The organism is Streptomyces flavusporus (genome assembly GCF_046267975.1).
Taxonomy (GTDB): Bacteria; Actinomycetota; Actinomycetes; order Streptomycetales; family Streptomycetaceae; genus Streptomyces; species Streptomyces flavusporus.
Map to the genome: position 1 here is coordinate 970,166 of NZ_CP176503.1, position 13,576 is coordinate 983,741.

12 protein-coding genes and 1 pseudogene are annotated in these 13,576 nt (G+C 70.9%); 5 read left to right on the forward strand and 8 right to left on the reverse strand.

Annotated features, from left to right (window positions below; translation table 11 throughout):
- Positions 1-26 precede the first annotated feature (26 nt).
- Positions 27-1,043 carry an LLM class flavin-dependent oxidoreductase gene (locus tag ACKTSN_RS04955; protein ID WP_409467945.1) on the forward strand — a complete coding sequence of 339 codons (1,017 nt, stop codon included), beginning with the start codon at positions 27-29 and terminating at the stop codon, positions 1,041-1,043.
- A 211-nt stretch (positions 1,044-1,254) separates the two neighbouring features.
- On the opposite strand, the pseudogene ACKTSN_RS04960 reads toward ACKTSN_RS04955, so the two are convergent.
- The 5 genes and pseudogenes from ACKTSN_RS04960 to ACKTSN_RS04980 form a co-directional block, all read right to left on the reverse strand.
- Positions 1,255-2,034: pseudogene (locus ACKTSN_RS04960) on the reverse strand (lysophospholipid acyltransferase family protein); the annotation flags it as partial.
- A 119-nt stretch (positions 2,035-2,153) separates the two neighbouring features.
- Positions 2,154-2,927, reverse strand: coding sequence for a GNAT family N-acetyltransferase (locus ACKTSN_RS04965; RefSeq protein WP_409467946.1), 774 nt, complete (start codon positions 2,925-2,927; stop codon positions 2,154-2,156).
- Between the two features lie 239 nt (positions 2,928-3,166).
- Positions 3,167-3,916: a succinate dehydrogenase/fumarate reductase iron-sulfur subunit gene (locus tag ACKTSN_RS04970; RefSeq protein WP_409467947.1), complete on the reverse strand. Its 750-nt coding sequence runs from the start codon at positions 3,914-3,916 to the stop codon at positions 3,167-3,169.
- Positions 3,913-5,862 carry a fumarate reductase/succinate dehydrogenase flavoprotein subunit gene (locus ACKTSN_RS04975; RefSeq protein ID WP_409467948.1) on the reverse strand — a complete coding sequence of 650 codons (1,950 nt, stop codon included), beginning with the start codon at positions 5,860-5,862 and terminating at the stop codon, positions 3,913-3,915. The genes ACKTSN_RS04970 and ACKTSN_RS04975 overlap by 4 nt, the downstream gene beginning before the upstream one ends.
- Before the next feature lies 1 nt (position 5,863).
- The gene (locus ACKTSN_RS04980) at positions 5,864-6,535 is read right to left on the reverse strand and encodes a succinate dehydrogenase (RefSeq protein ID WP_409474744.1); all 672 of its coding nucleotides are present in this window, start codon (positions 6,533-6,535) and stop codon (positions 5,864-5,866) included.
- Positions 6,536-6,655: 120 nt separating this feature from the next.
- On the opposite strand from ACKTSN_RS04980, the gene ACKTSN_RS04985 reads away from it, so the two are divergent.
- Positions 6,656-7,540, forward strand: a complete 885-nt coding sequence (locus ACKTSN_RS04985; protein WP_409467949.1) for a LysR family transcriptional regulator — start codon at positions 6,656-6,658, stop codon at positions 7,538-7,540.
- Between the two features lie 87 nt (positions 7,541-7,627).
- On the opposite strand, the gene ACKTSN_RS04990 is transcribed toward ACKTSN_RS04985, so the two are convergent.
- The 3 genes from ACKTSN_RS04990 to ACKTSN_RS05000 all read right to left on the reverse strand — a co-directional run bounded on the left by ACKTSN_RS04990 (position 7,628) and on the right by ACKTSN_RS05000 (position 11,851).
- Positions 7,628-9,769 (reverse strand): putative bifunctional diguanylate cyclase/phosphodiesterase, encoded by a 2,142-nt coding sequence (locus ACKTSN_RS04990; RefSeq protein WP_409467950.1) that lies wholly within the window; start codon positions 9,767-9,769, stop codon positions 7,628-7,630.
- Positions 9,766-10,578, reverse strand: coding sequence for an SAM-dependent methyltransferase (locus ACKTSN_RS04995; RefSeq protein WP_409467951.1), 813 nt, complete (start codon positions 10,576-10,578; stop codon positions 9,766-9,768). Before ACKTSN_RS04995 ends, ACKTSN_RS04990 begins: the two co-directional genes overlap by 4 nt.
- Positions 10,579-10,888: 310 nt before the next feature.
- Complete coding sequence (locus tag ACKTSN_RS05000; protein WP_409467952.1) at positions 10,889-11,851, reverse strand: SCO0930 family lipoprotein; 963 nt, start codon at positions 11,849-11,851, stop codon at positions 10,889-10,891.
- Between the two features lie 454 nt (positions 11,852-12,305).
- Between ACKTSN_RS05000 and ACKTSN_RS05005 the strand changes: the two genes are divergently transcribed.
- The 3 genes from ACKTSN_RS05005 to ACKTSN_RS05015 are packed head-to-tail and all read left to right on the forward strand — an operon-like array spanning position 12,306 to position 13,504.
- Complete coding sequence (locus ACKTSN_RS05005) at positions 12,306-12,626, forward strand: hypothetical protein (RefSeq protein ID WP_409467953.1); 321 nt, start codon at positions 12,306-12,308, stop codon at positions 12,624-12,626.
- Positions 12,592-12,720 carry a hypothetical protein gene (locus ACKTSN_RS05010; RefSeq protein WP_409467954.1) on the forward strand — a complete coding sequence of 43 codons (129 nt, stop codon included), beginning with the start codon at positions 12,592-12,594 and terminating at the stop codon, positions 12,718-12,720. The genes ACKTSN_RS05005 and ACKTSN_RS05010 overlap by 35 nt, the downstream gene beginning before the upstream one ends.
- A gap of 16 nt (positions 12,721-12,736) precedes the next feature.
- A complete protein-coding gene (locus ACKTSN_RS05015) occupies positions 12,737-13,504 on the forward strand; it encodes a DUF4239 domain-containing protein (protein ID WP_409467955.1) in 768 nt (255 codons plus the stop codon).
- Positions 13,505-13,576: the final 72 nt, after the last annotated feature.

A 13,576-nucleotide genomic window follows, 5' to 3' on the forward strand; every position in this document is an offset into this window, starting at 1 on the left:
AGGGCTTCCCGGGCGTTGAACCCTGTGTGAGTTCCGTGATCGCCCAGACCCGCTTCTCCGTCCTCGACCGTTCCCGGACCCGAGAGGGACACACGAACGCCGAGGCGCTGCGCGACACCGTGCGGCTGGCGCAGGAACTGGAGGGGCTCGGCTACCACCGCTTCTGGGTCTCGGAGCACCACGGGGTGCCCGGCGTCGCCGGGTCCGCGCCGACCGTGCTGGCCGCCGCCGTGGCCGCCGCGACGCGGACGATCCGGGTCGGCACCGGGGGCGTCATGCTGCCGAATCACCAACCCCTCGTCGTGGCCGAGCAGTTCGGCGTGCTGGAGTCGCTCTTCCCGGGGCGGATCGACATGGGGCTGGGCCGGTCGGTGGGCTTCACCGACGGCGTACGCAAGGCGCTGGGCCGCGGCAAGGGCGTCGCCGAGGACTTCGCCGCCCAGCTCGATGAGCTGCTGGGTTGGTTCCGCGGCACCTCCCCGACGCGGGTCCACGCGCGTCCCGCGGAGGGCCTCACCGTGCCGCCGTTCGTGCTCGCGATGGGCGAGGGAGCCGCCATCGCCGCCCGCGCGGGCCTGCCGATGGTCATCGGCGACCTCAGGAACCGCGAGAAGATGCGGCGCGGGATCGACCACTACCGTGCGAACTTCCGGCCATCGGAGTGGGCGTCGGAGCCGTACGTCGTCATCTCCGGCACGGTCGCGGTGGCCGCGACCCCCGAGGAGGCCCGGCGACTGCTGATCCCGGAGGCCTGGTCCATGGCGTACTCACGCACGCACGGCACCTTCCCGCCGCTGCCGCCCGCCGAGCGGGTCGAGGCGCTCACCATGACGGACCGGGAGCGCGGTTTCTACGAGTCCGGTCTCACAGGCCAGCTCGCGGGCACCGAGGGAGAGGTCGCCCACGAGCTGGAGACCGTGCTGAAGGAGACGGGCGCGCAGGAGGTCCTGGTCACAACCAGCACGTATGACCGTGCGGCCCTGCTGGACTCCCATCGGCGGCTTGCCCGGATCGCGGGCCGGGCGGGGCTTCCCCCCGCGTAGCACGCGGAGGGAAGGGCTTCAGAACAGCGCCGTCACGGCCTGGTGCACGGCGGTCGCCGCGCCCGTTCAGCCCCGTTGCGCGATCGCCAGCCCCTCCGGCGCGCCGCTGCCCCGCCACGGGGTCGGCACGCCTGCCTCGCAGTTCCCGGGCCCGCGACTGCTCGGAGACCAGGGCGACGTGGGCCCGTTCGAGCTCGCCGCCCATCAGGCCGGGCTGGGCGGCATGGGCGAGTGCTCGGCGGTCGGGGTGGCTGCCCGCCGGGATCTCGTCCCGTATCTCGACCTCGGCGACGAGTCCGCGTGCCGAGACCACCCGCCACAGCGAGGCGAGCAGGGAGTCCTCGCCGACGAAGGCGGGCGCGGTGCTCGCGTGGCCACCCTCGAACCGGTAGTGGAGGCGGACCGGCTGGACGGGGACGCCCGCGTCGAGGGCGGCCTGGAACACCGCCCGTCGGAAGTGTCCCTGAGCCCGGCCGCACCAGGTGCTGCCCTCGGGGAAGGCCACGACCGCGGCGCCACCGCGCAGCGCCTCGGCGATGCGGGCGACCGTCCGAGGCAGTGCGCGCAGCCGGTCCCGCTCGATGAACAGGGCGCCGCTGCGCGCGGTGAGCGCACCCGCCACCGGCCACTGCCGGATCTCCGCCTTGGCGAGCATCCGGGCCGGGCGCACGGCGGCGAGCAGCGGGATGTCCAGCCACGAGATGTGGTTGGCGACGAGCAGCAGGCCACCGGTGGGCGCCGCCGCGCCGCTGATGCGGACACGGACGCCGGCGGCCCGGACCACGGCCCGGGTCCACCGGCGGATCAGCGCATCGCGCCGGGACGCGGGCACGTTCCCGAGCACCGGCAGCAGCACGACGCCCACCAGGAGCATCGCCAGCAGTGCCCCGATCCGCAGCACGGCGCGCGGCACGTCCGTCAGGGACGGGGCGGACGTGACGCAGACCTGCGGGGAGCAGGGCGCGGTGGGCAGCCACGCGCTGCTCGGTATGACGGAACGGGGCACGGCCGCCGCCCCACGCTCGCGCCTTGGTGTCCGTATCCGCCCGGCCGGCAGGACAGCCGCGCCCGGGCGGAGGCGGTGCGGCAGCCCCGTACGCGTGACGCTCATCAGGCCGGGACGAGCGAGAGGAAGTGCCGCAGATAGCGGGGGTTGACCCGGCGCATCGACAGCAGTACGTACAGGTCGGCCACGCCGAAGTCGGCGTCGTGCGCGGGCTGACCGCACACCCAGGCGCCCAGGCGGACGTAACCGCGCAGCAGTGGCGGGAGTTCGGTGCGCTCGGCCGGGCGGGCGACGCCGTCGGCGACCCAGGGCAGCAGCGGCTGGACGCGGTACTCCTCGGGGGCCAGGTTCTTGGCCTGCACCCGGTCCCAGGTGGCGGCCGCGAGGGCGCCTCCGTCGGCCAGCGGGATGGAGCAGCAGCCGGCCAGCCACTCGTGGCCGCGGTCGACCATGTACCGCGCTATCCCGGCCCAGATCAGGCCGATGACGGTGCCGTCGCGGTGGTCCGGGTGCACACAGGAGCGGCCGACCTCGACGAGGCCGGGACGGATCGGGTCGAGCCGGGTCAGGTCGAACTCGCCCTCGGAGTACAGCCGGCCGGCGACCGAGACCCGCTCGGGCGGCAGCAGCCGGTAGGTTCCGACGACCTGACCGGTGAGCGTGTCGCGGACCAGGAGGTGATCGCAGTACGCATCGAAGGAGTCGATGTCGAGCCCCGGCTGCGGTGTGGCGAGCAGCGCACCCATTTCGCCGGCGAAGACGTCGTGCCGCAGCTTCTGGGCGGCCCGCACGTCGTCCTCGTCGCGGGCGAGGGTGACGGTGTAGCGGGTGGGTGCCGCTGGCTGCGGGGGACGATCGAGGGTGGAAACGCCGGTCATGGCACACTCCTGGTCACGGGCCGGTTCGACGGCGGCAGCGGGCGGGCCGGGTCGTTCGGCCTGCCGCCACAGTTCTTCCGATGCCGGTTGGCGTGTGCGTGACCGGTGGCCGGAGCGGGGATGTGCGGATGTTGAATGCCAGGGGCGGGCGGGAAAGCGAGACGGGACCGGGATGAGCACCACCCCCGGTCCCGCCCGTCCGCACCTATTCGGCGAACGTCTCTCCCACCTGGGCGGGGCTACCTCTTGGCCGCCCTGCGGGTGGCGCGCAGCCACTCCTTGTTCATGCCGGTGATGGACATCAACGGGATGCCCTTCGGGCAGGCGGTGGCGCACTCCCCGGTGAGGGTGCAGCCGCCGAAGCCCTCCTCGTCCATCTGCGCCACCATGTCGAGGACGCGGCTCTCACGCTCCGGTGCGCCCTGCGGGAGCACGTTCAGGTGGTTGACCTTGGCGGAGGTGAAGAGCATCGCCGAGCCGTTCGGGCAGGCGGCCACGCAGGCGCCGCAGCCGATGCACTCGGCGTGCTCGAAGGCGAAGTCGGCGTCGGGCTTCGGCACGGGCGTGGCGTGGGCCTCGGGCGCGGAACCGGTCGGGGCGGTGATGTAGCCGCCGGCCTGGATGATCCGGTCGAAGGCGGACCGGTCGACCACCAGGTCCTTGATCACCGGGAAGGCGGAGGCACGCCACGGCTCGATGTCGATCGTGTCGCCGTCCTGGAAGGACCGCATGTGCAGCTGGCAGGTGGTGGTGCGCTCGGGACCGTGCGCGTCGCCGTTGATGACGAGCGAGCAGGCACCGCAGATGCCCTCGCGGCAGTCATGGTCGAAGGCGACCGGGTCCTCGCCCTTGAGGATGAGCTCCTCGTTGAGGGTGTCGAGCATCTCCAGGAAGGACATGTCGGGGGAGATGCCGTCCACCTCGTACGTGGACATGGTGCCGTCGGCGTCGGCGTTCTGCTGCCGCCAGACGCGCAGGGTGAGCTTCATGCGTAGCTCCGCTGGGTGGGGTGGACGTACTCGAAGACCAGGTCTTCTTTGTGCAGGACGGGCGCCTCGCCGGTGCCGGTGAACTCCCAGGCGGCGGCGTAGGAGAACTCGTCGTCCCTGCGGGCGGCCTCGCCGTCCGGGGTCTGCGACTCCTCGCGGAAGTGGCCACCGCAGGACTCGGAGCGGTGCAGCGCGTCGAGGCACATGAGCTCGGCGAGCTCCAGGTAGTCGACGATCCGGTTGGCCTTCTCCAGGGACTGGTTGAACTCCTCACCGGTTCCGGGCACCTTGATCCGCCGCCAGAACTCCTCGCGGATCTGCGGGATGCGCTCGAGTGCCTTGCGCAGCCCGGCGTCCGTGCGGGCCATTCCGCAGAACTCCCACATCAGCTCGCCGACTTCGCGGTGGAAGGAGTCGGGGGTGCGGTCGCCGTCGACGGACAGGAGCAGGTTGAGCCGGTCCTGGGTCTCGGCCAGCACCTCCTGGACGACCGGGTGTTCGTGGGTGACGGAGTCCTGGTGCGGGTTGCGGGCGAGGTAGTCGTTGATGGTGGCCGGCAGCACGAAGTAGCCGTCGGCGAGGCCCTGCATCAGCGCGGAGGCGCCGAGGCGGTTGGCTCCGTGGTCGGAGAAGTTGGCCTCGCCGATCGCGAACAGGCCGGGGATGGTGGTCTGCAGGTCGTAGTCGACCCAGAGGCCGCCCATCGTGTAGTGCACGGCGGGGTAGATCCGCATCGGCACCTCGTACGGATCCTCGTCGGTGATCCGCTGGTACATGTCGAAGAGGTTGCCGTACTTGGCCTCGACGGCCTTGCGTCCCATCCGCTTGATGGCGTCGGCGAAGTCGAGGTAGACGCCCTGCCCGCCCGGGCCCACTCCCCGGCCCTCGTCGCAGACGTTCTTCGCGGCTCGGGAGGCGATGTCGCGGGGGACGAGGTTGCCGAAGGACGGGTAGATGCGCTCCAGGTAGTAGTCGCGCTCGTCCTCGGGGATCTGGCTCGCCGGCCGGGTGTCGCCCTTGGCCTTCGGCACCCAGATACGGCCGTCGTTGCGCAGCGACTCGCTCATGAGGGTGAGCTTGGACTGGTGGTCGCCGGTGCGCGGGATGCAGGTGGGGTGGATCTGGGTGAAGCAGGGGTTCGCGAAGTACGCGCCGCGCCGGTGCGCCCGCCAGACGGCGGTGGCGTTGGAGTTCATCGCGTTGGTCGACAGGTAGAAGACGTTTCCGTACCCACCGCTGGCGAGTACGACGGCGTCCGCGAAGTAGGTGTCGATCTTGCCGGTGATCAGGTCGCGCGCCACGATTCCGCGCGCCCGCCCGTCGACGACGATCAGATCCAGCATCTCGGTACGGGGGTGCATCTCGACGTTCCCCGCAGCGATCTGCCTGCTGAGCGCCTGGTAGGCGCCGAGCAGGAGCTGCTGGCCCGTCTGGCCGCGGGCGTAGAACGTACGCGACACCTGGACGCCACCGAAGGAGCGCGTGTCGAGCAGACCGCCGTACTCGCGGGCGAAGGGCACGCCCTGCGCGACGCACTGGTCGATGATCTCGACGGAGATCTGCGCGAGCCGGTGCACATTCGACTCCCGCGCCCGGAAGTCGCCGCCCTTGACGGTGTCGTAGAACAGCCGGTGGATGGAGTCGCCGTCGTTGCGGTAGTTCTTCGCGGCGTTGATGCCGCCCTGCGCGGCGATGGAGTGGGCGCGGCGCGGGGAGTCCTGGTAGCAGAACTGGACGACGTGGTAGCCCTGTTCGGCGAGCGTGGCACCGGCGGAGCCGCCCGCGAGGCCGGTGCCGACGACGATCACCGTGTGCTTGCGCCGGTTGGCGGGGTTGACCAGCTTGGCCTCGAAACGGCGCTTGTCCCAGCGCTCGTTGATCGGGCCGGACGGGGCCTTGGCGTCGACGACCGGCTCACCGGTCGCGTAATCCACGTAAGAGGTCATGTCAGCTCACCACTCCGGTCATGACGCCCACGGGTACGGCGATGAAACCGGCCGTGAGCAGCAGCGCGAGGACGTTGGCGATGGTCTTCAGGGCGCGGTCACGGGTGCGGCTGCCGACGCCGAGGGTCTGTGCGGCGCTCCAGAAGCCGTGCCGGATGTGCAGGCCGAGGGCGAGCATCGCGACGATGTAGATGACGTTGCCGTACCAGGTGGAGAAGGTGTCGACGACGTTCTGGTAGGGGTGGCCGGTCTGGAATCCGCCGGGGTGCGCGGTGCCGGTGGTCAGGTCGAGGATGTGCCAGACGATGAACAGGCCGAGGATGATCCCGCCCCAGCGCATGGTGCGTGTCGCGTAGGAGGCCCGCGGCTTCTTGTGGACGTACTTGCTGGGGCGCGCCTTGATGTCACGGCGGCTGAGCTGGTACGCGGAGACGGCATGGGCGACGACCGCGACGACGAGCACGACGCGGATCAGCCACAGCGTCCACTCGTAGTGCATGAAGGGCTCGCCGACCGTGCGCAGCCAGTGCGCGTACTCGTTGAACTCACCGGCCCCGAAGAAGATCTTCAGGTTCCCGATCATGTGGGCGATCAGGTACAGGAGCATGATGAGGCCGCTGACCGCCATCACTGTCTTCTTGCCGACGGAGCTGTCCCACATGGTGCGCGCCATGGACGGCCGTCGGTCCGTCCGGGTTGCCAGAGCCATGGGACAGGACGTTAGGCGCGCGACCCCTCATCGGTCCAAGACATGGTCCGGCTTGATTCGATAGCCCTGGCCTATGCTGGCAGGGTGCAGTTCCAGCAGCTTCAGTACTTCGTGGCGGTCGCCGAGACCCGGCACTTCACCCGGGCCGCCGACCTCGTCCATGTCGCCCAGCCGTCGCTGTCCCAGCAGATCAAGGCGCTGGAGCGGGAGCTGGGTGCCGATCTGTTCCTGCGGGCGCGCGGGAACATCACTCTCACCGATGCCGGCGAGGCCCTGCTGCCCCTGGCCCGGCGGATCCTGGCAGACGCGGACACGGCGCGGCACGAGGTGCAGGAGCTGGTGCAGCTGCGCCGGGGCCGGGTGCGACTGGGTGCGACGCCGAGCCTGTGCACGGGCCTGCTGCCGGACGTACTGCGCGCCTTCCACGACCGCTATCCGGGCATTCAGCTGCTGATCGAGGAGGGCGGTTCGCACGATCTCGTACGCGAGCTCGCCCGCGGAGCCCTCGACCTCGCCCTCGTCGTCCTGCCGCTGCCGACGCCGTCCCCCGCGCTGACCACGGTGGAGCTGCTGCGCGAGGACCTGGTGGTGGTGTCGTCACCGGAGGCGCCCCGGCCGGGCGGCGGCCGGCGTACCGTCCGGGTCGCCGATCTGGAGGGCGAGCGCCTGGTGATGTTCCGGCACGGCTACGACCTGCGCGAACTGACCGTCGCCGCATGCCGCGCCGAGGGCTTCGAACCGGACTTCGCGGTGGAGGGCGGGGAGATGGACGCGGTGCTGGGGTTCGTGCGGGCGGGGCTCGGGGTTGCCGTCGTTCCGCGCATGGTTGCCGCGCGGTCCGGGCGGGGCCTGCGGGTCACTCCGTTGGCCCAGCCCGGACTGCATCGGACGATCGCGCTGGCGCACCGGAGCGATGTGGCTCCGCCTCGGGCTGCGCGGGAATTGCAGCGGATGTTGCTTGAGCGGTGAGGGTGCTTTTGGCCGGTGGCGCCGTTTGCCTCAGCGCCGTTCGGGGGTGCGGATCCGATGTGGCTGGTCGCGCAGTTCCCCGCGCCCCTAGGTCGTAGCGTCCGCCAGCGCCAAGTCGTGCAGTCTCTCCGGTGGGCCCGGACGGGCGTAGTACCAGCCCTGGGCCGTGTCGCAGCCCAGGATCCGCAGCTGCTCCGCCTGGGCGCCGGTTTCCACGCCCTCGACCGTCACCGCGAGGTTGAGGCTGTGGGCGAGCGAAACGATCCCCTCGACGATTTTGAGGTCGACGGGGTCGGCCGGGAACTGCTGCATGCCCTGGGTGAAGGAACGGTCCAGCTTCAGGATGCTCACCGGCAGGCGACGGAGGTTGGCGAGGTTGGAGTAGCCGGTGCCGAAGTCGTCCAGGGCGATGTCGACCCCCATCTCGGCCAGCCGGCGCAGCGGCTTCAGCAGGTCGTCGTCGGCGCCGATCAGGGCCGACTCGGTGACCTCGAGACAGAGCGCGTCGGGCTCGACGCCCGCGGCCTGCAGGATGTCGACGGTGTCCTGGACCAGGCCGGCGTGCGTGAGCTGGCAGGGCGACAGGTTGACGTTGATACGCAGCGGGGCGGTGGCCGTGCCGGCGTGGCGCTCCCGCCAGTCACGGGCCTGCCGCACCGACTGCTCCAGGACCCAGCGGCCGAGCGGAACGATCAGACCGGTGTGCTCGGCGAGCGGGATGAAGCGGTCGGGGCCGAGGACGCCGTGCTGCGGATGCAGCCAGCGCACCAGTGCCTCGGCGCCGCGCACGCTGCCGTCGCCGAGATGGACCAGCGGCTGGTACTCGATGAAGAACTCGCTGCGCTCCAGAGCCGCGGGCAGCGCGGTGGTCAGCCCGTGCCGGGTGATGACGCGGGCGTCGGCCTCGGCGTCGGCCAGCTCGAACCGGTTGCCGCCCGCCGACTTGGCCCGGTACATCGTGATGTCGGCGCTGCGCAGCACCTCCGCCGCGCTCCGCTCCCCCGCCGCGCCCTCGACGATGCCGATGCTGCCGCGCACGGTCAGCTCCCGGCCCTCCACGGTGACCGGGGCGACCAGCGCGTTCATGATGCGGGCGGCGAGTTCGTCGACCTCGCACCGGCTGTCGGGGCCGGTGGTCAGCGCCACGAACTCGTCGCCGCCGAGCCGGGCGACCATCTCGCCGGGCGCGGTGGCACAGGCCTGCAGCCGGTCGGCGACCTCGACGAGCAGCCGGTCGCCGGCCGCATGACCGAGGCTGTCGTTGATGGTCTTGAATCCGTCGAGGTCGAGGTAGCACAGGCCGAAACGCCGGCCCTCGCCGGCGTTCAGCACCTTCTCCAGGCGTTCGAAGAACAGGGTGCGGTTGGGCAGGCCGGTGAGCGCGTCGTGCGTGGCCTCGTAGCGCAGCCGGAGGTTGAGCAGCCGCCGCTCGGTGGTGTCCTCCATCAGGGCGAGCTGGTACTGCGGGTTGCCGTCGGCGTCACGCAGCAGGGAGACGGTCAGATTGGTCCACAGGACCGTTCCGTCAGGCCGGTAGAAGGCCTTCTCCACGTGGTAGTGCTCGCGCTCGCCGCGCACCAGTTCCTCGTACAGCCGCCACACCTGGGGCGCGTCGTCCGCGTGCGTCCACTCACGGAAGTTGCGGCCGCGCACGCTCTGCTCGGAGCCGCCGAACATGCGCAGCAGCGCCTGGTTGGCCTCCAGGACGTTTCCGTCCAGGTCGGCGATGCCGATGCCTATGGCCGCGCCCTCGAACACCGCCCGGAAGCGGGCCTCGCTCGTGTGCAGCGCCTGTGCCACCACGCCCTGGGCACGCAACGCCGCCTGGGCGATGGCCTCCTGCTCGGCCAGGGTCCGCTCGCGCAGCGCCTGGGCGAACCCGGCGGCCACGGCGTGCTGCAGCCGCGCCGACCGCGCCCGCAGATCGTCCTGCGGACCGTCCTCGCCGCAGTAGAGCACCAGGTAGGCGTCGATGCAGTCCAGGGCGCGGGTGAGCGCCTCCGGGTCGGTGCAGTGCGCGTCGACCAGGGCGGCGCCGACCGCCTGCGCTTCTGCCGCGTCGAAGGTGCGGGCCCGCAGCATCTCGCTCAACCGCCGGGCCAGCGGCAGCAGTTGCTCCTCGAACTCCGGCCGGGTCAGCGACGTCGAGGTGGCCGGGAACACCGCCCGGCTCCAGATCGTCGCGAACCGGCGCACTCTGTCCTCCGGCCCGTCCGGCTCCGCGCTCACGCCGTACGCCCCACGCCCGCGAAACCGGAGAAGGCATACGGATCCTCGTCCTCCGGTTCGGTGTCCGGTCGCCATACGGGCATCGGCACCAGTCCCGGTTCCACCATGTCGTACCCCTCGAAGAACCGCGCGATCTCCTCGCGCGAGCGCATGATCAGCGGGTTGCGAAGGTCCTTGTATACGTCCACCGTGCCGCTCGCCCGCTCGGGTGGCAGCGGGATTCCCTCGTACGAGGCATGGGTGAGAACCAGCATGCTGCCGGGCGCCAGTGCGTCGCTCAGTTGAGCCACCGCCCCGTAGGGATCGTCCGCGTCCTCCACGAAGTGCAGTATGGCAACGAGGAGCAGCGCGACTGGCCGCTTCAGGTCGAGCAGGTGCTCCACCTGAGGGCTCGACAGGATCTCCTGCGGCTTGCGGAGGTCGGCGGCGACGACCTCCGCGTTCTCGTTGCCCTCGAGGACGGCCTCGCTGTGCGCCACGGCCACCGGGTCGTGGTCGACGTAGACCACGCGCGCCCCGGGACGCGCCTGCTGGGCCACCTCGTGGACGTTGCCGAAGGTCGGGATGCCCGAGCCGACGTCGAGGAACTGTGTGATGCCCTCGCCGACCGCGTACCGCACCGCGCGACGCATGAACGCCCGGTTCGCCTGCATGATCTTGGGGAGTCCCGGCATGAACTCCATCGCCCTGCGGGCCGCCTCCCGGTCGACCTCGAAGTTGTGCGAACCGCCCAGGTAGTAGTCGTACATTCGCGAAACGCTCGGCACCGAGATGTCGATGCTCCGTGGGGCCCAGGCGGGACGCTCCATCTATCTCTCCAAGGCGTAGGCGATCCGGTGTTCGAGCTGAGGCTACTGATCGCCCGCCAAAGGAGCGAGCGGAAACGGAAATTGACCATCCGTTCCCGGTCACTGCCTGCGGCACGTGCCAAATTGACCCACTCGGGAACAGGCTACGAAAAGTATCCGCAGCATCTCGCAGAGTTCCGAAGTTCCGGCGTATGGGGATGAGTCATGCGGACTCCCGGTGAATTACGGCAAAGCGGTCCGCCTTCCGCATGGATGCGGGAGGCGGACCGCGAGGTCGCGCGCCAGGGGACAGACCGGTGGGGAGGTCCTCCTACTCTTCCTTTGCGGGCGCGCCGACCGGCTTTCCGTCGGGCGAGACGGCGAACCAGGTGCCGCCCACGCCCTGACCGTTGGTGTCGCCGGGGGCCTTGTCACCGGCGAAGGTGTAGATGGGCCAGCAGTCGACCGTCTGCTGCTTGACGCCGTCGGGCCGGGTGAAGCTCATCAGACCCTCCTTCTCGACGCCCTTGGTGTCGTTGGCGGCCACGGGGGCGACGACCGGCCACTTCTCCAGGCACTCGCCGGTGCAGGCCGACACCGGCTCCGGCCAGGCCTCGTCCTTCATGAAGCGGTAGACCGTGTGGCCGTTCTTGTCGACGACGATCTCGCCGAGCTTCGGGTCCTCACGGGTGGACAGGCCGGGCAGGTCGGCCAGCTTGGCCTTCTTGCCGTCGGGGGCCAGCGCGTACCAAGTGCCGCCCACACCCTGGCCCTTGGTGTCGCCCGGGTTGACGTCCTTCGCATAGCGGTACGCCGGCCAGCCGGCGATCGTCAGCTGCTTGGTGCCGTCGGGACGGGTGACCTCGCCGAGCAACTCCTCGTCGACTCCCTCACCGGCCTTGACATCGTCCGCAGGCACGGGCGGCCAGGCGGTCGCACAGTCGCCCTCGCAGTTGGTCTTCGGCGGCTCGGCGGTGTCCTGATCGAACCGGTACAGGGTGCGACCGGCACTGTCGGTCAGCACCTGGCCGAGCTCCGCATTGGCCGACACCGCCAACTTGCCCGCGGGGGCGGCCTTGGCCCCGGCGTTCTGCTGGTCCGGCGCCGCGCCCGCATCGGCCCCTGTTCCAGTACCCGAACCGAGGCCCGTGCCGCCGTAACCGCCCGCCGCGGCCGTGGCGCCCACGTTCTGACTGGCCGACTGGCCGCCGTTTTCCTGACCGCACGCCGTCGTCAGCGCCAGTACGGCCACGGCACTCGCCACGAGTGAGGCGCTCCGCCAGGAGGTCTTCATCGTCAACTCCCCATAATCGCAAGGGTGTTGCAGCGCCCTGCTGCGCCGCCGCACGACAATGGGTACGAACGGGGACGGTGGTTGTGTTCAACCGCGACGAGATTTCTTTCCGGAATCCGTGAAGTGGCCGGCCGGACTCCCGGGTGGGTCGCATGGGCGTCCACCCGTCCGGACACACGGGCGCCCGCTGATCAAACGCCCCGCCACCTCGCTTCCCTCCTTCGGGGCAATCCCCCGGCCGAGGCGCGTGCGGCGGCCTTCGACGCCTCATGATCTCCGTCGTGCATGGATCCGAACCGACCCGTTCGCCCGTCGCCGTACGGGTATTGGCCCTGGTGACACTGGCCTGGGTCCTCGTCGGCGTCCCGGCCGGTGTCGCTACGGCCGACGCCTGTGCGTACGCCTCGACCGGCCCCGGGGGCACGGAGGCGGTGGCAGTGGCAGGGAGCCACACGTGGCCCACTCCCCCAATGTGCCCGTCGCCCACACCGACACCCACCCCGACGCCCACCCCATCTCCGCCGCCGAAACCGGCCCCGCCGCCCCCTCCGGAGCCGCCGCCACCGCCGCCACCGAAACCGACGCCGGAGCCACCGCCTCCGTCTCCCCCGCCGGCTCCCCGGCCCGCACCGCCCGCCGCTCCCACCCCGACTCCGACGCCCACCCCGAGGCCGACCCCGACCCCGACTCCGAAGCCGTCGCCGTCGCCGTCGCCCACTCCGCGTCCCTCGGTGACCCCGGTGAGCTACCCGGAGTACCGCACCCCGCCGCGTAACCGGTCATCGCACCACCGCCGGTCGCCGGTCACCTACGTCCTGCTCATCACCGCGCCCGCGGTGATCGCCGTCGCCGCGCTGCGGCCGCGTTGATCCCTGGAGGAACCCGTTGCCGGAATGGCTTGTTCTCACTCTCGCGATGCTGGCCGCCTGCGCCGTGGTGGTCGTCATCACCCTCCTGCGCCACCGATCGGCGTCCGAGGACGAGGATCCCTCCGAGACGCCGGACGTCATCGAGTACATGACGATGTGGATCGGCGTGGTCTACGCCATCGTCCTGGGCCTGGCCATCGCCGGTGTCTGGGAGGCCCGCAGCGTCGCCCAGGAGCACGTCCGGGCGGAGGCCCAGGCGCTGCACGAGATCTCGGAGCGGGTGCGGGTCTACCCTGCCGACGTCCGTGACCGCATCCGGGGCGATGTCAACGCCTATGTAGGACATGTCGTCACCACCGAGTGGCAGGCGATGGCCGACAACGGCAAGGTCACCGAACGCGGCACCGAGCTCCTGGACCGGGTACGCGCCGACGTGACGGACTACCAGCCGAAGTCGGACTTCGAGGCCCAGGCCTACCAGCCGCTCCTCGACCAGGTGGCCGCGGCGGACCAGGCGCGTGCCGCCCGCGCGGACTCGACCGCGCCGACCATGCCGGGCGTGGTCTGGTTCGGCCTCGTCGTCGGAGCAGTGGTCACCATCGGGATGGTCCTCGCCCTGCAGATCCGGCGGACACCACGCGAGCTGATTCTCGCCGGCCTGTTCTCCGCGCTGATCGCCTTCCTGCTCTTCCTGATCTGGGACTTCGACGCGCCCTACAGCCGTGGCATCACAGCCTCGGCCGAGCCGTTCCTCAGCCTCTTCCCCGACGCCGAGCGCGGCTGACAGGCCCCTACCGCGGCATCCATTCGCCGCCACCGCAGAGGCCTTCGCCACGGATTCCGTCGGGACGTCGGG